At 72.0% G+C, this 19,475-nt stretch carries 20 protein-coding genes and 2 pseudogenes; 7 read left to right on the plus strand and 15 right to left on the minus strand.

What is annotated here, in order from left to right:
- Positions 1 to 141 precede the first annotated feature (141 nt).
- On the plus strand, positions 142 to 804 hold the full coding sequence (locus ACFZDA_RS16920) for a YceI family protein (RefSeq protein WP_391081330.1): 663 nt from the start codon (positions 142 to 144) through the stop codon (positions 802 to 804).
- A 9-nt stretch (positions 805 to 813) separates the two neighbouring features.
- On the opposite strand, the gene ACFZDA_RS16925 is transcribed toward ACFZDA_RS16920, so the two are convergent.
- From ACFZDA_RS16925 to ACFZDA_RS16950, 6 genes are read right to left on the minus strand one after another with little or no spacing between them, the layout of a single operon-like run.
- Positions 814 to 1,314: a molybdenum cofactor biosysynthesis protein gene (locus tag ACFZDA_RS16925; RefSeq protein ID WP_391081333.1), complete on the minus strand. Its 501-nt coding sequence runs from the start codon at positions 1,312 to 1,314 to the stop codon at positions 814 to 816.
- A gap of 57 nt (positions 1,315 to 1,371) precedes the next feature.
- Entirely contained in the window at positions 1,372 to 2,382 is a 1,011-nt protein-coding gene (locus ACFZDA_RS16930; RefSeq protein ID WP_391081336.1) for an MASE1 domain-containing protein, read from the minus strand.
- Positions 2,383 to 2,432: 50 nt separating this feature from the next.
- Positions 2,433 to 3,263 carry a SpoIIE family protein phosphatase gene (locus ACFZDA_RS16935; protein ID WP_391081339.1) on the minus strand — a complete coding sequence of 277 codons (831 nt, stop codon included), beginning with the start codon at positions 3,261 to 3,263 and terminating at the stop codon, positions 2,433 to 2,435.
- 55 nt (positions 3,264 to 3,318) lie between these two features.
- Entirely contained in the window at positions 3,319 to 4,134 is an 816-nt protein-coding gene (locus ACFZDA_RS16940; protein WP_391081342.1) for a DUF817 family protein, read from the minus strand.
- Between the two features lie 27 nt (positions 4,135 to 4,161).
- Positions 4,162 to 4,770 carry a hypothetical protein gene (locus ACFZDA_RS16945; protein WP_391081345.1) on the minus strand — a complete coding sequence of 203 codons (609 nt, stop codon included), beginning with the start codon at positions 4,768 to 4,770 and terminating at the stop codon, positions 4,162 to 4,164.
- A gap of 19 nt (positions 4,771 to 4,789) precedes the next feature.
- Complete coding sequence (locus ACFZDA_RS16950; RefSeq protein WP_391081348.1) at positions 4,790 to 5,788, minus strand: inorganic phosphate transporter; 999 nt, start codon at positions 5,786 to 5,788, stop codon at positions 4,790 to 4,792.
- A gap of 149 nt (positions 5,789 to 5,937) precedes the next feature.
- On the opposite strand from ACFZDA_RS16950, the gene ACFZDA_RS16955 reads away from it, so the two are divergent.
- Positions 5,938 to 6,531, plus strand: a complete 594-nt coding sequence (locus ACFZDA_RS16955; protein WP_391081350.1) for a DUF998 domain-containing protein — start codon at positions 5,938 to 5,940, stop codon at positions 6,529 to 6,531.
- Positions 6,532 to 6,656: 125 nt separating this feature from the next.
- Here the strand turns inward: ACFZDA_RS16955 and ACFZDA_RS16960 are convergent, their stop codons facing one another.
- On the minus strand, positions 6,657 to 7,991 hold the full coding sequence (locus ACFZDA_RS16960; RefSeq protein WP_391081352.1) for an alpha/beta fold hydrolase: 1,335 nt from the start codon (positions 7,989 to 7,991) through the stop codon (positions 6,657 to 6,659).
- A 69-nt stretch (positions 7,992 to 8,060) separates the two neighbouring features.
- Between ACFZDA_RS16960 and ACFZDA_RS16965 the strand changes: the two genes are divergently transcribed.
- From ACFZDA_RS16965 to ACFZDA_RS16980, 4 genes and pseudogenes are all read left to right on the plus strand, one after another.
- Entirely contained in the window at positions 8,061 to 8,672 is a 612-nt protein-coding gene (locus tag ACFZDA_RS16965) for a WHG domain-containing protein (protein WP_391081354.1), read from the plus strand.
- A pseudogene (locus tag ACFZDA_RS16970) lies at positions 8,557 to 9,276 on the plus strand (transcriptional regulator); the annotation flags it as partial. The gene ACFZDA_RS16965 and the pseudogene ACFZDA_RS16970, both read left to right, overlap by 116 nt.
- A gap of 12 nt (positions 9,277 to 9,288) precedes the next feature.
- Positions 9,289 to 9,843 carry a telomere-protecting terminal protein Tpg gene (gene tpg / locus ACFZDA_RS16975; RefSeq protein WP_391081357.1) on the plus strand — a complete coding sequence of 185 codons (555 nt, stop codon included), beginning with the start codon at positions 9,289 to 9,291 and terminating at the stop codon, positions 9,841 to 9,843.
- A 109-nt stretch (positions 9,844 to 9,952) separates the two neighbouring features.
- A complete protein-coding gene (locus ACFZDA_RS16980) occupies positions 9,953 to 10,306 on the plus strand; it encodes a hypothetical protein (RefSeq protein WP_391081360.1) in 354 nt (117 codons plus the stop codon).
- A gap of 109 nt (positions 10,307 to 10,415) precedes the next feature.
- Here ACFZDA_RS16980 and ACFZDA_RS16985 read toward each other — a convergent pair whose 3' ends face one another.
- The 8 genes and pseudogenes from ACFZDA_RS16985 to ACFZDA_RS17020 all read right to left on the minus strand — a co-directional run bounded on the left by ACFZDA_RS16985 (position 10,416) and on the right by ACFZDA_RS17020 (position 19,154).
- Entirely contained in the window at positions 10,416 to 13,358 is a 2,943-nt protein-coding gene (locus ACFZDA_RS16985) for a hypothetical protein (protein ID WP_391081362.1), read from the minus strand.
- A gap of 2 nt (positions 13,359 to 13,360) precedes the next feature.
- Positions 13,361 to 15,217, minus strand: a complete 1,857-nt coding sequence (locus ACFZDA_RS16990; RefSeq protein WP_391081365.1) for an HSP90 family protein — start codon at positions 15,215 to 15,217, stop codon at positions 13,361 to 13,363.
- A gap of 51 nt (positions 15,218 to 15,268) precedes the next feature.
- Entirely contained in the window at positions 15,269 to 16,255 is a 987-nt protein-coding gene (locus tag ACFZDA_RS16995; RefSeq protein WP_391081368.1) for a hypothetical protein, read from the minus strand.
- 88 nt (positions 16,256 to 16,343) lie between these two features.
- The gene (locus ACFZDA_RS17000; protein ID WP_391081371.1) at positions 16,344 to 17,024 is read right to left on the minus strand and encodes a methyltransferase domain-containing protein; all 681 of its coding nucleotides are present in this window, start codon (positions 17,022 to 17,024) and stop codon (positions 16,344 to 16,346) included.
- A gap of 196 nt (positions 17,025 to 17,220) precedes the next feature.
- Positions 17,221 to 17,613, minus strand: coding sequence for a DUF2267 domain-containing protein (locus tag ACFZDA_RS17005; protein ID WP_391081374.1), 393 nt, complete (start codon positions 17,611 to 17,613; stop codon positions 17,221 to 17,223).
- A gap of 109 nt (positions 17,614 to 17,722) precedes the next feature.
- Positions 17,723 to 18,265, minus strand: coding sequence for a nucleotide exchange factor GrpE (grpE, locus tag ACFZDA_RS17010; protein ID WP_391081377.1), 543 nt, complete (start codon positions 18,263 to 18,265; stop codon positions 17,723 to 17,725).
- A gap of 224 nt (positions 18,266 to 18,489) precedes the next feature.
- Positions 18,490 to 18,645: pseudogene (locus ACFZDA_RS17015) on the minus strand (Hsp70 family protein); the annotation flags it as partial.
- A gap of 152 nt (positions 18,646 to 18,797) precedes the next feature.
- A complete protein-coding gene (locus ACFZDA_RS17020) occupies positions 18,798 to 19,154 on the minus strand; it encodes a DnaJ domain-containing protein (RefSeq protein WP_391081380.1) in 357 nt (118 codons plus the stop codon).
- Positions 19,155 to 19,277: 123 nt separating this feature from the next.
- Between ACFZDA_RS17020 and ACFZDA_RS17025 the strand changes: the two genes are divergently transcribed.
- Entirely contained in the window at positions 19,278 to 19,433 is a 156-nt protein-coding gene (locus ACFZDA_RS17025) for a hypothetical protein (RefSeq protein WP_391081383.1), read from the plus strand.
- The last annotated feature ends 42 nt before the right edge of the window (positions 19,434 to 19,475 follow it).

Here is a 19,475-nt window from a genome sequence, read left to right on the forward strand (position 1 = left end):
GTTTATTTCGTCGGTACATCGCGACAGGCATGTGTGGATTCTGTGCAAAGCGGTGGCAAAAAGGTCAGGCGCCTGTCCACAACGGCCGTAAACGGGAAGGGGACTTGCGGCAATAACCAAACTCAAGTACCTAGATGAATCATGAACCTGTTCAACCGCGTCGTGCCGTCCCGCCGGCAGACGCCGCCAGTCCCCCCACAGCGTCCCGCCGGCGCACCGGCTTCCCCCACCGCGGTCCTGCCCGACCCCGACCTGGCGAACCTCACCGGCGAATGGGTCGTCGACCCTGCTCACAGCAGGATCGGCTTCTCCGTCCGGCATGCCATGGTGACCACCGTGCGCGGTTGTTTCCTGGAGTACGAAAGCCTCCTCTACTTCGACGCCCGCAACCCCGCCCGATCGCGGGCCGACCTCACGCTGTTCACCTCCAGTGTCGACACCGGGGTGGAACAACGCGACGCCCACCTGGTCGGCCGGGACTTCCTGGATGCCGCGACGTATCCGCGTATGCGCTTCACCAGTACCGGGGTGGAACAGATGGGCGCCGACCTCTTCCACATGTCGGGCGAGCTCACCATCAAGGGCATATCGCGGCCGGTCGTCCTGGAAATGACCTACATCGGACATGTCACCGATCCCTTCGGTTACGAAAGGGTCGGATTCGACGGCACCACCACCATCAACCGCTCCGACTGGGGGCTGACGTACAACAGCAGGCTGGCCGAGGGAGGTGCGATGGTGAGCGAGAAGGTGCGGCTGCAACTCGACATCGCCGCCATCCGCACGGCCCCGTCGGCCGGCTGACCGCCGGACTCAGGGCCCGGTGTCATCGGGCCCGGCCACGACGCGGAACGCCGCCGGGCCCACCGTGATCACCCCGTCGCTCAGCGGCGTGCACCGCACACCGCCCCGCCCGCGCAGGGCGCGCTGGGCGCCGGGGCCGATGGTCACGTCCATCCAGGCGCACGGCCGGGCCGGCCGGTGCACGGCGAACACCACCGGCCCGGTGCCGCAGTCGAGGGCGATCGTCGATCCGACGCAGGAGTCGATGTCGACGCCGCGGAGCAGGACGTTGCGACGCGTGTGCCGCAGGTCGGCGTCCGCCGGGAGGTTCTCCGCGGCCATGAGGGTCACCGCCGCGTTCCGATGGGCCGGCCTCGCGTAGTAGCGGTCGCCGACCAGCCCCAGGCCGCGGCGCACCTCCACCCGCGCGACGCGCTCGTCGGGCGGGCCGGGGGAGGGGCCGTCCGACGGCCGTCCGGCCAGCCGGTGCGCGGGCGACACCAGCAGTTGCAGTACCTCCACCTCGGTCATGGCGTCAACCCTATGCCGCGGTCGTCCCCACGCGGCGGGTCCGCGGGAGGCGGACGGTCACTCGCGCTGTCTCCGCCCGACCCCACCCTCCTCCAGAGGAGCCCGGGCGTTAGCCGTCTCGCCCGCGGTGAGGTGCTCCAGGACCTCGACCAGTTCCTGGCAGGCGCGCTCCACCGACCGCCGGGTGTGGATCTGCTCGGTGATCACGGCCGACAGGATCAGGGCCGTCAGGGCCGTGGCCCCGTTGAACGCCTGAAGCTTGATCATCACCTCTACCCTGGTCAGCCCCTCGAACGGACCGGCCCGGTCGGTTGCCGCCAGTGTGGTCATGACCGACGTGAAGAGCGCGCACAGCATGCTGCCGGCCAGCTGGAAGCGCAGAGCCGCCCAGATCAGCAGGGGGTAGACGAGGAAGAGCAGACTGAACGAGCTCTGCGCGGTCAGTGGAACGACACAGCAGACGATCAGCGTCAGGCCCGAGGCCTCCTTCCAGCGCGACAGGCGCAGCGGCGGGCGGACGCGGGACAGCAGGAGCAGCACCGGGGTGACGATCAGCACGCCCATCGCGTCACCCACCCACCAGGCCAGCCACACCGCCCAGAAGCCCGGCCATTCGAGTCTGCCGGTGGCGAGCAGGATGCCCGCGCCGGTGGTCGAGCTGATCAGCATGGCGGTGAGCGCGCCCAGGAAGACCAGGGCGAGGCCGTCCCGCAGACGTGCCAGATCGGTACGGAAACCCGTCCGGCGCAGCAGCAGGTACCCCACGACGGGGGCCACCGTGTTGCCCGCCAGCACGCCGAACACCCAGGGGTCCGGTGACGTGAGCGACAGGATCACGAAGAAGGCGCCCAGGGCGATCCCCGGCCAGCAGCGCAGCCCGAAGATCAGCAGGCAGGCGACCGAGACGCCGGTCGGAGGCCAGATCGGTGTGACGACCGAGCCCTCCACGACCAGTTCCCGCAGCAGGCCGAGCTGCCCCGAGGCGTAGTAGCAGGCGGCGACGGCCAGCGTCAGCAGGGCGACGCCGGCCGGCGTACGCAGATCCCGGACACCCACCACAGCAGCCATGAGACACCGGGGCCGCGGGGGCGGCGAGGTGAGAGTGGGGCCCTGCGGCCCTATGGCTGAGCCTCAGGCCCGTCGAGACCGACGACCAGCACGGCGGCGTCGTCGTCGTGCCCCACCCGCTCCGCGCCCTTGATCAGGGCGGCCGCGAGCGCGTCCACGTCCATGCCCGCCACCGCCGCGAGGCCCACGAGCCGCATCACCTGGTCCAGGCCCTCCTCCAGCCGCAGGCAGGGCCCCTCTACGACACCGTCCGTGAGCAGTACGAACACGGCCCCCGTGGTCAGCTCATATCGGGTCACCGGATACGACACCCCCGCCAGGATCCCCAGCGGCGGACCGCCCTCGTCCTCGGCGACGCCGGACTTCCCGTCGGCCGTGGCCCAGACGCAGGGCAGGTGCCCGGCCCGCGCGCTCTCCAGCACACCCGCACACGGGTCGAGCCGCATGAACGTGCAGGTGGCGAACAGATCCGAGCTCAGCGACAGCAGCAGCTCGTTGGTCCGGGCCAGAACCTCGCCCGGATCGCTGGTGACGGAGGCCAGGGCCCGCAGCCCGGCCCGCACCTGCCCCATGAAGGCGGCGGCTTCGATGTTGTGGCCCTGAATGTCGCCGATGGACAGCCCGATCCGGCCGTCGCCCAGGGTGAACGCGTCGTACCAGTCGCCGCCCACGTTGAGCCCCTGGCACGCGGGCGCGTACCGCACGGCGAGACGCAGCCGGCGGGCGACGGGCAGGTCGCGCGGGAGCATGCCGCGCTGCAGCGCGTGGGCCAGCTCGACCCGCGACCGCTGCATCTCGGCCTGCGCACGCGCCTGGGCCGTCAGCGCCCCGAGCCTGGTCAGCAGCTCGTCGCCGTCGTCCGTCGTGCCGGTGCGGGACATTGATCACTCCGGCGAGGCTGGTCACGGTCGGTGCCGATCCCCGAAGGCACATCACCTAATTTGCGTCCATAGGATGATACGTGGATGGGGCCCGGTCGACGACTCGCCCGACCGCCGCCAGGACGAAGGTGACGCTGATCAGCAACGCCCAGGCGCCGAACTTCTCCACCCCCACCGGTTCCCAGCCGTGCTCCTGGTACGGATAGCGCCAGGCGCCGACGAGGGTGGCGAGGTTCTCGGCCACCCACAGGAAGAACCCGATCAGGACGAACGACAGCGCCAGCGGCATCCGCCGGCGCACACCCCGCACCGTGAAACACACCGACGTCCCCGCGGTGACGGCGACCAGCAGCGCCGCCAGCACCCAGCGGGCGTCGGGCAGCCAGTGATGGCTGAAGAAGTTGACGTAGATGCCCGCGGCCACCACCGCCGTCGCCCGTGGGCGGTAGCGCACGAGCCCGAGATCGAACAGGTGCCAGGCCCGGCACACGTAGCTGCCCACAGCGGCGTACAGGAACCCGCCGTACAGCGGAACGCCGGCGAACTTCAGCACGCCCGGCTCCGGATAGCTCCACGAACCGAGCGACACCTTCACCAGCTCGAAGGCCAGACCGATGACGTGACAGACCGTGATGACGGCGACGTCCCGGCCGTTCTCCCAGCCCCGCAGCCAGAACACCACCGTGAGCAGCACGCCGTAGACCACCAGCAGGTCGTAACGCGCCACCGGCAGGTCGGGCAGCAGGGTGGACACGGCCACGCCGGACAGCAGCGCGACGGCGAACGCGCACGCCCGGGTCTGCGTCCAGGCGAAGTCGAGCAACTGACGAACCGGCGCGGTCCAGGGGCCGGTGAACGTTGGAAGGATCATGGTGCCCTGTAGGACGGGCCCGCGCGCCTACCGGTTGCAGCGACCCTCCCCGGCCGGCAGCCGCCCATCCCGGGCCCCGCCGTCCCCGGCCGCGCGATCCCGGGCTTTTGCCACGGCCTCCCGCAGCAGCCGGGCAAGACGCCGGTCCGCGTCAGGCGCGGCGCACAGCACCCCGAGCGCGTGTTCCAGGTACCGCCGCCCCGGGCCGCGCCACCACACCAGATCGGCGGCACGGCCCGGCAGCCCGCCCGCACGGACGTGAGCGAGCCTCTCGCTCCGCCGGTGGCAGACCCGGCCGTGCCGGGCCAGACGCCGGGACGCCGGCCGCAGCACGCCCGCCGCATCCACGACCGAGCCGACGAGCAGCGACGTGTACGCCCTGTCCGAGGGGTGGGCGTCGGCGAGCTCGGCGGCCAGCGGCCACAGGGCATACCGGGTGGCGTCACCGACGCTGTCGTTGACCACGCGGGCCAGGGCCGCGAGCGCCGGATGCGTACCCGGCGGGCTGTCGGTGAACCGCCCGCCGGCCAGCAGTGCGGCGCTCTCCATCAGACAGGCGCCGTCGTCGGGGTGCAGATGCGCGAAACGCCCGGGCACCGGAAGGCCGTCCGGCGGGCGCGGCGGAAAGGCGACCATGTGGGCCTCCCGGCTGGGATCACAGACCGGTGACGGCGTGCAGAACGAGGTAGAACGCGGCGGCGGGAATCCCGGCACCGAAGAACGTGAGCACCCATGCCGTGACGATGGAGCGGGCCACTTGCCAGCGTACGTCGGAGGCACGCCGGGTGGCACCCGCGCCCAGAATGGCCGCCGTGATCGTCTGGGTGGTGGAGATCGGCGCCTTCACCAGGAACGCCGTGGTGTAGAGGACGCTCGCGGCGGCGGTCTCGGCGGCGAACCCGCGCGGCGGATCGAGGTGCACGATGCGCCGGCCGACCGTGGTGATGATGCGGCGCCCGCCGCTGTAGGTACCCGCGGCCATGGCGACCGCCACCGCGGCGATCACCCACACCGGCACGGAGAAGTCGTCCTGCAGGCCCGCCGTGACCAGCGCGAGCACGATGACACCCATGGTCTTCTGGGCGTCCTGGAGCCCGTGCCCCAGTCCCATCGCGGCGGCGGAGACGGTCTGTGCCATACGGAAGCGGTGCGTGGTCCGACGGGGCGTCGAGCGACGGAACATCCACAGGATGGCCACGTGCAGCGCATAGCCGAGAGCCACACCGACCAGCGGGGAGAGCAGCATCGGCAGGATGACCTTGTCGACGATCCCGGACCAGTGCACGGTGGCCGAAGCGGCGAGCGCGGCACCGACCAGCCCGCCGATCAGCGCGTGCGAGGACGAGGTCGGCAGTCCCCTGCGCCAGGTGAACACGTTCCAGCCGATGGCCCCGAGGAGCGCGCACAGCACCAGCAGCAGGCCAGAGTTGCCCTCGGGCGCGCCGATGATGCCGCTGCCGACGGTCTGGGCGACCTCGGTCCCGAGGAAGGCGCCGCAGAAGTTCATCACCGCGGCCATGGCCAGCGCCACGCGCGGCGTCAGGGCCCGGGTGGAGATCGAGGTGGCGATGGCGTTCGCGGCGTCGTGGAAGCCGTTGGTGAAGTCGAAGGTCAGCCCCATGATGATGATCAGCACCACCAGGGCGAGCTCCATGACCGATCACCTTTCCGCGTGCAGAGCGCCGGACCGCCACGGGCGCCGTCGGCGCACGGGTCCATCGTGCCGCGAAACCCCTGGACGGACCCGCCCGGAGCGGCGGTAGTGGGACGAGAGGGGAGCGGGATCCGTTTTACGGTGTCCTGGTGCGATCTGTTTCGAAATGGGTTCTGGTGTCGTCGGCGTGCGCCCCTGCCGCGCTGATCATCGGCTGGATGGTGGCGGCGGCACTGCAAGGACCCGCCTACGACCCGGCCGCCCAGACCATCAGCGTCCTGGCGGCCCCCGGGGGCTCGGGCCAATGGGTGATGACAGGCGCGTTCATCACCCTGGGCGCCTGCCACCTGCTCACCGCCTGGGGACTGCGCCCGGCCGCGACCCCCGGCCGGCTGGCCCTGGCGGCCGGGGGAGTGGCCGCCCTGACGGTGGCCATGGTCCCGGCGCCGAGCAGCGGCGGCTCCCTGGGCCACGGCTCGGTCGCCGCCGTCGGCTTCGCCGTCCTGGCGGCATGGCCCGTCCTGGCCATCCGGAACGGCGACAGCGTCCCCTGGGCCCTGCGGCCCTTACCGTCCCTCGGAGCCACCGCGGTGATGGCGGTGGGCGCGGCATGGTTCCTGGTCGAGACGCAACTCCACGGCGTCGCCGGTGTCGCCGAACGCGCGGTCACGACCCTCCAGTCGGTCTGGCCGTTCGTGGTGGCCCTGTCCTGCCTGCGCCATTGCGCACAGGGAAGCCGCTGACCGCGTCCAGTTCGGGCAGGATCTGCGAGATCACGGCGACCCGTCGGCCAAGTGCACACCCACCGGATGGGCAGAGTTCTTTGCCGGGGGTTCTTCGCGAAGAACTCTTTGCTTTTCGCCGGTCTTCATCTGTGGTCGCGCAGGAACGCAGGGATCTCGTCGCGGGTCGGGGAGTTCGGCAGGGGTGCCGGCCTGTCCTGGAGGAACGCGGTGATGACGGCGGCGGCCCGGTCGTTGTTGTCGTCGAGGCCGTTCCACATGTGGTGTCCGACTCCGGGCATGTACTGCGTGCGTCGGACGGCGGGGGCGTGGGCGAGGACGGCGGTCGCCCATTGGCGGACCTGGGACGAGCACTCGGCGATCATCAGCATCGCGGGGGTCCGGGAGCGCGTCAGTTGCGGGGCGATGGAGGGCGAGTCCTTGACCGTCTGCTGGACGCGGAGGCTGGCGGCGGGGCTGAAGGAGAAGTTCTGTGCGGTGTCCTCGGCGGGGATGCGGTGTGCGTCGCGCGCGCAGTAGGCGGATGCGGTGTCGCTGCCGAGGTCTGCGGCGGTGAAGGCGTTGTCGCCTTCGGCCTGTCCGATCAGTCCGGTGTCGGGGGTGAGGAGTCCGAGTCGCATGAGGCCGAATGCCACGGCGTACCGGGGGACGTGCGTCGATCGCGGTCCGGACACGGCCGGCGCGAGGCCGCGGGCGGATGTCCGGCCCTTGTGCCCGGTGACGCGTGCGGTGGGGCCGTCCATGGGGCCGGGCTCGGCGATGATCGCCCGGTGCAGGCGTGCGTTGGCCCGTGGGTCGGCCAGGGCCCGGGTGAGCACGACTCCGCCTGAGGAGAATCCGAGGACGTCGGCCTTTCCTTTGTTCAGGCGGTCGATGAAGGCGGCGAGGTCGCGGACCGACCTGGAGATCGTGTACTGGTCCATGGCGAGCAGGTCGCTTCGTCCGCCGCCGGCCTGTTCGTAGGCGTAGACGTCGTAACCCTGGCGTGCCAGGAGTCGCAAGAACCGGTGATCTTGCACCGCGATGCCGCGGACGGGTCCTCCGTGGAGGTACACGAGCGGGACGGGATGCCGGGTGTCGGGGTTCGCGGGCGCGTAGTGGTACACCGCGACCCGGCTGCCTGTGGTCAGACTCCAGTGCTGCGTGGCCACGAAGGGCAGGCCGGGCGGGTACTCCCGGGCCGTCGGCACGGTCGGGACGCAGACCGTCGCCGTCAACGCCGCCGCGACGACCACCGGAAGGAACGGCATCAGTCGCGCCGGCCAGGTGCGGCGCCGGCCCCGCCACAGCGCGAGGACAGTCCCGGCCCCGAGAGTCACCGACCACGCGGCGAGCCCCGAACCCGCCCCGTCCGTGAGGGCGATCAGTGCGAGGAAGGCGACGACCAGCGTCGCGATGGCGGCCAGAGCCGCCAGTAAGCGTCCGGTGAAGCGGGCGAGGCGTAAGACGGGTGTGCGCACGACGGACCTCCAAGGGGTTTAAAAACGCCGTTTCAAAACGACGTTATCAGAGAGGGTAAGCTGCTGACCGTGGGTAGGCCGAGAACGAACGACGAGGCCGTCAAAGAACGCCTTGTGGTGTGCGCGACCGAGATGCTCGCCACCCGTCCGCGGGAGTCGGTCACGGTCCGCGCCGTGGCCGCTGCCGCCGATACGTCGACGACGGCGGTCTACTCGCTGTTCGGGGGCAAGGACGGACTCATCCGCGCAGTGCGCGACAGAGCCGTCGACGGCCTGTTCCAGGACGTGTCGGCGGTGCGGACATCCGCGGACCCTCTCGCCGACCTCTACGCGCTTGCCGTCGCCTACCGTCGTTGGGGGCGCGGACACAGCCACCTGTACACGGTGCTGTTCGGTGGTGTGCAGTCCTTCGACCCGTCGGGGGACGTCGGTGCCAGTGACCCGATCCGTCCGCTCCTCGCGGCGATCGATCGCGGCCTGACGGCCTCCGTCCTCGCCGGCGACGCAACGTCCATCGCCCTGTCGATCTGGGGCACCCTGCACGGGCTCGTGACGCTCGAACTGGCCGGGGCCCTCGACGCCACCACGGCCGAGGCCGCGTTCCGCTCGACGATCCACGCCACGCTGCGCGGATGGACCACCCCGGAGGTGTTCCGGAGCCTTCGCCAGGCCGAACTCTGAAGCCCTGGACGGCTGGTACAAGCGGCTGCGTGACGCCTACGTCGACACCATGGCCGACCTGGGCGTCGGCGAAAAGCTGCGTACCCGGGAGTTTTTGGAGGCCATGGACGGCTGCAAGCGGCGCGATCCGGAGATGGCGATCGTCCTGGACGCGGTCAAGTCGACGGTGAAGGGCGGCATCGGCAAGCTGCGCGAACGGGCGCGCGGCGGCGGCTGGAAGCCGGGACAGCCCTGGCCGGCCCTCTCCCGCCCGACGTGGCGGCCCGACATCCGCGCCACCGTCATCTCCCGGGCCCGGATCAACATGCACCGCAAGATGCTCAACCTGGCCGCGGCGACCGGCCGGTATCCGGTGGCGGTCCTCTCGGACTGCGCCGTCTACGCCGCCGACGGTCCCGGCCCGCTCCACGTCCTGCCCTACGACGCCGACGACAAGACGGTGCCCGGCAGTTTCCGGCTCGGGGTGTCACCGGGGATGGTCAAGCACGAGGGCACCCAGACCACCCTGTGGGCCGAGGCGATGCGGGAGGAGTACGGCCAGGTCCTCAACCTCGCCCGCTACATCAAGACCGGCGAGGTCACCGCCAAGGACGACGGAGAGTAGGGGAACGGGCCGATGGACACGGTCGGGAACTGTCTCGACGCCGCGCTGCGGAAGGCGTTCACACGCCCCATCCCCAAGAGCGCGGGCGCGCAGATGCGCTACCTGGCCCGACAGCTCAAGGGCACCAGGCCGGTGGCCGAGCTGCTCGGCATCACCCAGCGCACCGTCGAACGGTATGTGAAGGACCAGATCAGAAAACCCCGGCCCGACCTCGCGCGGCGTATGGAGCGCGAGGTCACGCAGCGGTGGCAGCCCCAGATCCGGGCCAGGGCCAAAGACGCCGCGGCCACCACCGACGGCATCATCATCGACACCCGCGCCCGGTTCGGCTACACGGCCGCCCCCGGCTCCACCGACGACGCCCGGCTGCGCCACCTCACCGTCGCCCTGCCCCCGCAGTACGCCGCTCGTCTTTTCGAGGCGAAGGAAGCCGGCGGTACGGAACAGCAGTTGCGCGACATCGCGGCCGAGGCACTGGGCGAGGTGTACTTCCGCGACAACGGCCGCCGCGCCCACGGCCTGGAAGTCGAGTGCACGGACGTGGAGTACCTGGAGTTCGACCTCTGACGGAGGGCGATGGCCCTCGACCGCCGCGGTTCGGGGTGTAACACAATGCAGCTCGCGTGACGCAGAAGGAGGCAGAAACGAGCCAGTCCGCGCGAGATGGGAATTTCCTGTGAACCACCCCGACCCGGTTTCCGGATATCAGACGTACGACCAGCCCCCGGGGCACGGCCGCACCCCGCGCGACCAGGCCACGTCGCGGCGGATAGCCCTCGCCACCTGCACGATCGCCGACGTGGCGGCTGGTCTGCTGGGCCTGTGGATCGTGCTCTACCTGCTCGACGCGAACCAGGCGAATCCCTTCGTCGAGTTCGTTCACGGAATGGCGGACTGGCTGTCCGGATGGGCACAGGACATTTTCACAATGGACACAGAGGGATTGCGCGTCGTCCTCAATTACGGTCTCCCGGCGGTCATCTATTTGCTGATCGGCCACGGAATCGCTGCCCGGCTCAACCGGGCATAAGGACACCCGCGAACGCGGTGGCGAGGAGCGCCGGGCCGGCCAGCGGGACCAGCACACCCTGGGCAAGGGTCAGCCCGCCCCGCCCCGCCCCGGCACCGGCGGAGCCGTGTCACTCCTCGTCGCGGAGCCGGGCAGCCAACGAGGTCAGCGGCTCGGTCTCGTCCGTGTGGCCCAGGGGAGTGAGGCGGGAGACCGCCGCGTCGAGGCGGGTGAGGGCGGGGGCCGGGCGCTCCAGGTAGAGGCCCTCCACCACGGCCGCGAGGCGGACGCACTCGGCCCACTCCCCGGCGTGGTCCTGCTCGGCTCCCGGCTCACCGAGCAGGGCGAGGGCCTTCTCCAGGGCGGCCAGGGCGTCCTCGTACTCACCGGTGTAGGCGTTGACCCGCCCGTACTCATAGGCCAGAGCGGTGTCCAGGGAACGGCCGCCTGCTTCGTACCCGGCGGCACGGGCCTCGTCCGCGACGCGGCCGGCGTCGGCCAGGAAGGCGAGCGCGCCGGGCAGGCCGTCGGGGCCCTGCTGCTGGCCCTGGAGGCGGGCGAGTTCGCGCAGGCAGTTGCTGAGCTGCTCGTAGCGCGGGTCCCGTGCGTGGGCGGCCAGTGCCTGCTGAGCCGCTTCACGGGCCCGGCCGAACTCGCCGGACTCGCCGAGGAGTACGGCGGTCTCCGCGGCGATGACGGCGTGGCTCCCCGGGTCGTCGTCCCAGCCCGCCGACTCGGCCGCGAGGGCGACGAACTCCGCGGTGGCGGCCTTGAGATCGTCGCCCGCGTGCAACGCGCGGGCGCGGGTCAGGCGCAGCTGCGCGACGAGCCGGTCGTCCAGCTCTCCCGCGGCGACGTCCGGTTCGGCCAGCAGGGAGTCGAGCAGCGCGATGCAGTCCTCGACGCGGCCCAGGTCGAGGCTGAGCCGAGCCGCGTTGCCGTAGGTGCAGAAAGCGTCCGTGCGGCTGCCGCGCCGAAGCTCCACCTCCGCGGAGCGCGTCAGATGCCGCAGTGCCTCCTCGGGGCGGCCCAGGTGCATGCAGGCCTCCGCCAGATCACCGTGGAGGCGGCTGGTGTCGACCGCGTCGGCCGGCCATGCGGCGGCCAGTCGCAGCCCTTCGGCCAGGTCCGCGTACGCGGCCTGCGCGTCCCGCAGAACGAGCTGGAGCCGGCCCCGCAGGCCGAGCGTACGGGGCAGGTGCCAGGCGGGGCCGTGCGCCCTCAGCCGGTCCAGGAGGGCGTCGATCTCCATGACCGCCGCGGGCAGGTCCCCGGAAATGGCGTACGTGGTGGCCCGCAGCAGCAGGGCGCCGGAGATCTGCCCGACGACATCGTGCCGGGTGGCGAAGGTGTGCAGCAGGTCCACCTCGGCCAGAGCCGACGCGACGTGTTCCTCGCTCCTCGACGCCTGGAGCCGCAGGCCGAGCGCGGTCGCCCGCAGTCGCAGCAGGCGAGCCTCCTGGTCCGGGGCCAGGCCGGGCGTCTCCTCGTGCAGGCGGACCATGGCCGCGTGGGCGGCGGTCAACGCGGCGGCCGTCGCCTCGGTCGCCTCGTCGCCCCGAGCCGGGATCTCGGCGGAGGTGAGCAGGGCACTGCCGCGGGCGACCGCCGCGTGCCCGGGCAGTCCGGCGTCGGCGTAGCGGCCCGCGGCCTCTTCGTAGAGGTCGGCGGCGTCGCCGAACTCGTCCCGGTCACTGGCCCGGCTCGCCTCGTCGGCCAGCAGGTCCGCGCGCAGTTGTACGAGCGGGCCCACGGCCGGGTCGTCGGGGTGGGTGTAGTCGCGGGCGGCGACGAGCGTACGCAGCCGCGCCCAGCAGGCGCGGGCGTCCGGATGCCCCTGCTCCTCCGACTTCCGTGCGTGGAGGATGAGTTCGGGCAGCTCATCGGGGACGGCGGCGGTCGCATGGCCGGCGGTCGCGGTGACGGGGGCGGTGGCCGGGGCCATGTCGTCCAGGCTGCGGGTGCGCAGCGTCAGGTCCAGCGCGTCCAGGAGCGGGGCACGGTCGAGGCGGGCCGTGCGGCGGTCGGTGTGGGCCGAGGTGCCGTTGCGGGCGTCGAAGCGGGCGGCGAGATCGTCGGCACGGCCGCGGACCTCGGCGCGCAGCCCCGCCACCGTCCAGGTGCGGCCCGCGTAGCCGGGGGCGGTCAGTTCACCGTGGCCGAGGTGCTCGACGCGCTGGAGGAGGACCTCCAGGCCGGTGAGGAAGCCGAGCAGGTCCAGCGGCGAGTCCACCTCGTCGAACAGGTTCCGGTTCTCGGAGAGCAGTTCCAGGCCGCGGGCCTCGTTGCCGGTCAGCGCGCAGAACTCCAGGTGCCGGCCGACCTCCTGCGCCATCGAGGGATTGCGGCGGCAACCGCGGTAGCCGGCGAGGTGCAGTTCACGGGCCCGGTCGGTGCGGCCGGTGCGCAGCAGCGGCAGGAGGGCGTACGACACGGAGCGGGCCGGCTCCTCCTGGCAGGACTCCTTCCCGGCCAGGACGGGCTCCCAGACACGCAGCGCCCGCTCGTCGTCCCCGGCCGTCAGGTGGTACAGGGCGCGCTCGCAGGTCTCGCACGCCTCGCAGTCGCTGAGCCGGGTGCGGGTGCGGGCCGCCCACAGTTCGTAGGCGGGGGTGGTGTCCTCGCCGACGTGGGCCGCGAGCTGGTACGCCTGTCCGTAGTACGGCTGCAGGCCGAGGCCGGCCTTCTCGTACCGGTCGCGCATCTCGGTGAGCCACTGGCACAGGCTCGGCAGCGGTATCTCGGGCAGCTGGCGCAGGGCATGGGCCACCCACTTGAACCGCCAGAACAGCATGTGGCGCAGGCGTTCGTCGAAGACGTCGGGCTGCTCGTCGAAGAGGGTGAGCAGGCGGGCGAAGACGACGGGCGACTTACGGGGTTCGGAGCCGTAGGTGTACGCCTCCTGGAGTTCGAGCAGCGCGTGGACGAGCGGGACGGGTTCCCCGAACTGCTCGGCGGCGTCGACGAGTTCCTCGGCGGTGACGGTGCGGGTCCGGCCGTAGGGGCGCCGGTCGTTCTCCTGGAGCGCCTGGTACAGCTCGTCTGTGCTCTGGGGGTGGGGTGCGGTGGGCATCGTCAGCTGTCCTTGCGGAGGGCGTGGGCGAGGAGGTCGAGGAAGGAGCGGTTGATGAGGCTCGACTCGGCGGGCCTCAGCGGGCGCCGGGACAGCATCGCGGCCTGCCCGTAGAGGGCTTCGGCGCTGGTGCGGGCCAGCTCGGGCTCCTCGATGGTGACGGCGGTGCGGACCAGCGGGTTGAGCTGGTTCAGGATCAGCTGGGCCCGCGGGGCCTCCTGGCGCAGGGCACCCAGGATGTCGCCCCACAGTCCGCCCTCCTGCTCACGGGCGAGCTGGGAGCGGGTGCGCTCGTGCCGGGCCTCGCGGCTGTCGACGAGCAGGGCGGGGGCCGAGGCGGGCTGGAAGGTGCGCAGCGCGACGTCGCAGTCGAACACGGCGAGGGCGTCGCGGGCCTGGGCGAGGTAGGCCGCGGCGGCGAGTTCCGTCTCCCGGTCGACGGGGTCGAGGTGGGCGGTGAGGGTCGCCGGGTCGAGATCGGCGACGCTCGCCTCGGGCCTGATCTCGGGCAGCCGGTGGACCAGTTCACGGTCGTAGGTGTAGCCGCCGTTGACGACACCGAGCCCGGCGGCCGAGGCGATCGCGGCCACCTGCCGGAACTCCTCCACGGTCGACGTCACCAGGACGGTGCGGTGGGTGCGCGCGAACTCGTCGAGAGTGGTGTGCCCGTCGGTGGTCTCGAACGGCAGCCACGGCAGCAGCATCCGCAGGATCTCGTCGTCGTGCACGGCGAGGGACTTCACGGCCAGGTGATGGGCCTGGAGGAAGCGCCCGAGCAGGTCCGGGTCGCTGGCGGCGGCCCGGGCGATCCAGGCGCGCAGCCGCTCGGCGAGGGCGTCGCGGACGGCGGCGAGCGTGTCGTCCTCGTACAGGGACTCGCGGGACGCCGTCGGGCGCAGGCTCTCGGCGTCGACGACGCAGCGCACGAAGAACGCCCAGTCGGGCAGGATCTCCTCGGCCTGCTCGGACAGCAGCATGCCCTTGACGTGCACCCGGTGGCCGTGGCGGCGCCCGGCCGGCACCGCCTCGGGCAGCACACAGGCGATGCCCTTCAGGCCCACGGCCGGCAGGTCCAGCTCGATGGTGTCCAGTGGCGTGAACCCGAAAACGTTCTCGCCGTACGCGGCCAGCGCCCGGGACCGGGCCCCCGGCGTGGGGTACGTACGCGCCCAGGGGGCGGGCTCGGGGTTGACGGGCGCGCCCGGGGCATCGGGCCCGGCCGTGCCGTCGTCGAAGGTCACCGGGTGGCGCAGCAGGGAGCCGAAGTGCCGGGCCAGTGCGTGCACCTGGGCCGGGCGTGTCCACTCGCCCGCGTCGGCGCGCGGCGTCAGCGTGACGGTGGTGCCGGGCCGGGGGCGGGCGGAGGCGGGCAGGGAACGGACGGTGTAGCTGCCGTCGCCGCGTCCTCGCCACTCCACGGCGGGCGCGTCGGGGGTGCGGGCGGAGCGGCTCAGGACGTGGATCTCGTCCGCGACCAGGAAGCAGGAGAGCAGGCCGATGCCGAACTGGCCGATGAAGTCGGCGCGTTGCTCGGCGACCTGCTCGGCGCGCTTGCTGCTGCGGCCGATCGTGGCGAGGAAGGTGTGGACATCGGCCTCGGTGAGACCGACGCCGTCGTCCTCGACGCGTACCACCGAACCGTCGGCGTACAGGCGGATGCCGAGGGTGCCGGCGGACGCGGACGGTTCCACGCCGTGCCGGGCGGTCAGCGCGTCCACCGCGTTCTGCATCAGTTCGCGCAGGTAGACGCGCGGGCTGGAGTAGAGGTGATGGGAGAGGAGGTCGACGAGGCCGCGCAGATCCACCTGGAAGGTGCGGTCGGCGCCGGCGGGGTTCGTGGCGGTGTCGGGCGAAGTCATCGGGCAGTCCGGAGGGGAGGGAGGGCGAGTGGGATCGGGGCCGGTGTGCGCTCAGGCGCGGCGGTGGTGGCGGGCGAACTGCTTCTCGGGCTCCGCGAAATAGGTCCAGGGCCAGCTGGTGCAGGCACCGTCGAGCGTCTGGAAGACGCGCCGGACCGTGTGACGCTCACCGGCCAGCGACAGCGCCATGGCGAACATGTTGAAGTCGTGCTGCCAGCCCGGGCGATACGCGTAGGCGGGGTGGAGGATGCTGTGGTCGGCCGCCTCCCGCAACTGCGCCTGGATCTCGGAGGTGTGGAGGTAGTCCCCGCGCTCCGACTCGACCCACTCCTCGATGTACGCCATGGCGATCACGCAGCCGAGGCGGTGCCCCTGCGGGGCGCGGGCGACCGCCTCCTGGGCGAACGCCAGGGCCTGGCCCGGCTTGCCGCCCCAGCGGGGCTGCAACTGCGACACCCACTCCAGATGGGTCTCCAGGTCCAGCGGGTCGCGGCGCAGGGCGGCGTCGAGCCGGGTCTCGTTGATGGCGCGGCCCAGCGACATGCCCCGGCCGGAGGTGAGGAGACGGCGCCACGGAGTGACCCACTCCGGCCGCAGCTCGGCGGCCTCCAGCAGGTGTTCCTCGGCGATGTCCAGCCGCTCGTGGAAGACCCGCCACTGTCCTTCGGTGACGTTCACGGCACGCTCCGCGGTGCGCGCCTCCCAGCCCCAGATGATGTGGCGCGCCCCGGATATCAGCAGGGCCGTCGCCCGGTGCTCCTTGTCCTCCTCGACGGCCCGGCCGATCCAGTCCTGCACACCGTCCACGTCGGCCAGCTCACCGAGGACCTGGTGGTCGCGGCCGAGGTCGAAGGGCTCCAGCGCCGCCTCGACCGCCGTCCAGTCACCCGCCTCCGCCGCCTCCACCAGTGCGAGCACCCGCGCGTCGCCGAGCGCACGCAGCGTGTACACGCCGTTCTTCTGCCTGTGCGGGACGGGGAGGGCATGCGGGTCCGCCACCGGTCTCTCCGCACTCCTGCCGAACAACCTGCCGAACATCCCGCGCCCTCCCCTGGTCCCACGTGATCGTCCGGTGCAGCATATGCGGCCCCACTGACACCGCTTCCACAGGGTTTTCACCGGGGTTTCACGGGGCTCGTCCCTGGTCCGGCACGGTCTGGGTGACCCGCCACAGCCGCCGCGGCAGGCCGCCCTCCTCGAACGCGTGGACCTCTCGAAGGTCCCAGCCGTCGGCAAGGTCGTCGACCAGCTCTGGAGGAAAGAAGTGGACGGCGAAGCCGCCGTGCTCCCAGATGTCGTCGCCGTGCCCGACACCGACCCGGAAGTGCGCGTCCCCGGTGTGCCGGACGGTGTAGACGAAGGCACCGCCCGGGCGCAGCACGCGGCGCACCTCGGCGACCAGGGCGCGGATCTCCCCGGTGGACAGCGCCATGCACAGCAGCATGTGCGCGAACACGGCGTCCACCGACGCCTCCGCGAGCGGCAGCGGCTCACGGGCGTCGTGCGAGACCGTCCTGATCCGCGCGGACACGCCCTGGGCGCGGGCGGCCCGGCGCAGTTGCTCCAGGCCGGCCGTACTGAAGTCGGTCGCCAGTACGAAGAAGCCCTGGCGCGCGAAGAACAGCGCGTCACGGCCGTGCCCGGCACCCAGCTCCAGCACCTCGCGGGCGCCGGTGGTCCGGAACACCGCGGCGGCGTGCACGGCCGCCTCGGACGGCTCGTCGCCGTACATCCCGGGGTGCTCGTCGTAGGTCCGCTGCCAGTGCTCGCGCTGCGCCTCGGACAGCTCCCGCTCGTGCCCCGCCATGCGGACGCCCCTCTCGCTGCAGTTCACCACGGCGCCGGAAGGTCGTAGTGGCGCCTGATGGTCACCACGGCGCCGGAAGGTCGCAGTGGCGCCGGATGATCGAGCCCGGGTTTCGCCAGGAGGCCGGCAGCCGGCCGGTCGGCGTGCGCCGTGCTCGGCCCACGCCGGTCGGCCGGGTCGTGTCAGCCGGCGGGAGTCAGCCGGCGAGATCGGCCCTGCCGAACAGGCCGGCGTAGCCGGAGGGAAGCTGACTGAGGACCTGGTTCAGCTCACCGCCGCTGACCGCCTCGGCCAGGGTGGTCAGGACGGCGCTGGCATCCCACTCGGCGGTGCGCGGCCGGGCGCCGATGCGCTCGGCGACCCTGCGGCAGAACTCCTCGATCCCGAAGTTCTCGGCCCGCTCCGGCTTGACGGCAGCGAGGGTCTGTCCGAGCGGTCCGGGCAACTGGGAGGCGAGGTCGTCCACCTCGCCGGGGCTGATCCGCTGGGCCAGCACGCTCAGCACGGCCTCGGTGACCTTCGCGGCCTCGTCCTGGCTGCCGTATTCGCCGAGCTCGCGTACGCGGGCCAAGTACTCGTGGTGCTGCATCGTTCGTCACCTCCGCTTGCTGGAGCGTCGACGGCATCTGTGCGATGCCCCCTTCCCCGGTACCCAGGTAGTCGACGTATGCGCCGGTCACCGCCGGTCACGATGCGCATCAGCTGCGCGCGATCGGGAAGGGCGGCGCACCACCCGGGGTGGCAGGGCGCACGCCCCGGTCGCCCCCGCGCGCGTTCCTCGCCGGGGGAGCGGGCCCCGCGACCTCCACGTGGGCCGGGCGCAGCAGGTTCTCGCCCAGGCGATAGCCGGGCCGCAGGACCGCCGAGCAGACCAGGCGGTCGCTGCCGGGGGAGGGGTGGTGCGCCAGGGCGTGGTGGCAGGCGGGATCGAAGGGATCACCCACCTCGCCGAACGATGTGACGCCCAGCGAGCCGAGCTGCTCCTTCAGGCTGCCGGCGATGTCCTCCAGGCCGGGCGTGAGCGGCTCGTGCGCACACGCCCGGTCCACGGCGTCCAGCACGGGCAGCAGCGCCCGGAGCACGTTGGCCACCGCGATCTCGCGCACGGCCAGGCGGTCCCGCCGGACCCGCTTGCGGTAGTTGTCGTACTCGGCCTTCACCCGCTGAAGGTCGGCGGTCCGCTCCTCCACCAGGCGCCGCAGCGCCGCCAGCTCCGTGTAATGCGGCCCGCTCCCGGTCATCGTCAGCCAGCCTCCGGCTTGTCGTCGTCGGCGATCTCCGCGTCCACCACGTCGTCCTCGGACGATCCGCCGGCCGCACCGTCACCCGCGGTCGCCCCGGCGGCACGCGCGGGCTGCTCGGCCCGCGACCTGTCGTACAGCGCCGTACCGATCCGCTGTGCGGCCTGCGCCGTACGGTCGATCGCCTGCCGGATCGCCGTGGTGTCCTCCCCTTCAGCTTCTCCTTCCGACGAGCTGGACAGCTCGATCTTCGCCTTCTCCGCGGCCTCCCGCAGCCGCTGCACGGCCATCCTGTCCATCGCCGGATCGACGCCGTAGTGGTTCTTGAACTGCTTCACGAGGTGGCCGACGATCCGCTGGTCCCAGTCGTCGCCGCCGAGGTCGAAGACGAGCACGGTCTGGGCTCGCCGCCCTCGACGACCGAGACCACCGAGTTCGTCGTTCCGAGGTCGATACCGACCGCCCGTGCCATCTGGTTTCTCCCTCCTCGCCCGTTACTGTCTCTAACGTGCTCTTCCGGGGTGCCGGGACCTCACCGGGACGCCGGCTCCCACCGGACGGGACCGGCGCGCAGCGCGGGCTCGGGGCGGGCGGCCCCGAGCAGGTCGACGGAGCGCCGCACGGGCCGCACCGGCGGGGCCGGGGCACGCCCGCGGTCGTACGCCCGCGCGCGGGACCGGTCGTAGGCCGCCCGCAGAGCAGGGTCGCGCAAGGTCTCGTAGGCCTCCCGCGCCTCACCGAACCGCTCGGCGGTGGCCGCGTCGACACGGGTGTCGGGGCGCAGTGCACGCACCCGGGCGCGAAAGGCGGAGGTGATCAGCTCGGCCGTCGCCGAGGGTTCCACGCCCAGCACCGCGTACAGGTCCGCTCCCTGTTCCCGCGCCGGCATCCCGGCCACCTCCTCGCCTCTGCGAGCTCACAGCTCTAGATGGTGTGATCTATGACATTGCCAGCAAAAGGGATGAACCTCCACCCTGAGCCTGGCAACGGACGTCAAGGAAAGCGGCTCCTCATGGGTGATCATGTGCATGTGCGGCTCAGCCAGGGGCTGAGCGTGTCCCAAGAAGGCGAACTGATCGAGCATTCCCGCTGCCGCTGCGGCGCCACCTGGACCAAGGTGTTCGACGCCGACGCCGACGGCGGACAGCCGGAACGGCCTTCCCGGTAGCGCGCGACCGCCCACCGGCCCCGCGAGGGCCCCGGGCCGGCG

The sequence above is a fragment of the Streptomyces sp. NPDC007991 genome (assembly GCF_042958445.1).
GTDB lineage: Bacteria > Actinomycetota > Actinomycetes > Streptomycetales > Streptomycetaceae > Streptomyces.

Excerpts from the sequence above, each read along its gene's own strand:
- ACFZDA_RS16920 (WP_391081330.1), top strand. The coding sequence starts at position 142 with ATGAACCTGTTCAACCGCGTCGTGCCGTCCCGCCGGCAGACGCCGCCA.
- ACFZDA_RS16925 (WP_391081333.1), bottom strand. The coding sequence starts at position 1,314 with ATGACCGAGGTGGAGGTACTGCAACTGCTGGTGTCGCCCGCGCACCGG.
- ACFZDA_RS16930 (WP_391081336.1), bottom strand. The coding sequence starts at position 2,382 with ATGGCTGCTGTGGTGGGTGTCCGGGATCTGCGTACGCCGGCCGGCGTC.
- ACFZDA_RS16935 (WP_391081339.1), bottom strand. The coding sequence starts at position 3,263 with ATGTCCCGCACCGGCACGACGGACGACGGCGACGAGCTGCTGACCAGG.
- ACFZDA_RS16940 (WP_391081342.1), bottom strand. The coding sequence starts at position 4,134 with ATGATCCTTCCAACGTTCACCGGCCCCTGGACCGCGCCGGTTCGTCAG.
- ACFZDA_RS16945 (WP_391081345.1), bottom strand. The coding sequence starts at position 4,770 with ATGGTCGCCTTTCCGCCGCGCCCGCCGGACGGCCTTCCGGTGCCCGGG.
- ACFZDA_RS16950 (WP_391081348.1), bottom strand. The coding sequence starts at position 5,788 with ATGGAGCTCGCCCTGGTGGTGCTGATCATCATCATGGGGCTGACCTTC.
- tpg (WP_391081357.1), top strand. The coding sequence starts at position 9,289 with ATGGACACGGTCGGGAACTGTCTCGACGCCGCGCTGCGGAAGGCGTTC.
- ACFZDA_RS16985 (WP_391081362.1), bottom strand. The coding sequence starts at position 13,358 with ATGCCCACCGCACCCCACCCCCAGAGCACAGACGAGCTGTACCAGGCG.
- ACFZDA_RS16990 (WP_391081365.1), bottom strand. The coding sequence starts at position 15,217 with ATGACTTCGCCCGACACCGCCACGAACCCCGCCGGCGCCGACCGCACC.
- ACFZDA_RS16995 (WP_391081368.1), bottom strand. The coding sequence starts at position 16,255 with ATGTTCGGCAGGTTGTTCGGCAGGAGTGCGGAGAGACCGGTGGCGGAC.
- ACFZDA_RS17000 (WP_391081371.1), bottom strand. The coding sequence starts at position 17,024 with ATGGCGGGGCACGAGCGGGAGCTGTCCGAGGCGCAGCGCGAGCACTGG.
- ACFZDA_RS17005 (WP_391081374.1), bottom strand. The coding sequence starts at position 17,613 with ATGCAGCACCACGAGTACTTGGCCCGCGTACGCGAGCTCGGCGAATAC.
- grpE (WP_391081377.1), bottom strand. The coding sequence starts at position 18,265 with ATGACCGGGAGCGGGCCGCATTACACGGAGCTGGCGGCGCTGCGGCGC.
- ACFZDA_RS17020 (WP_391081380.1), bottom strand. The coding sequence starts at position 19,154 with ATGCCGGCGCGGGAACAGGGAGCGGACCTGTACGCGGTGCTGGGCGTG.
- ACFZDA_RS17025 (WP_391081383.1), top strand. The coding sequence starts at position 19,278 with ATGGGTGATCATGTGCATGTGCGGCTCAGCCAGGGGCTGAGCGTGTCC.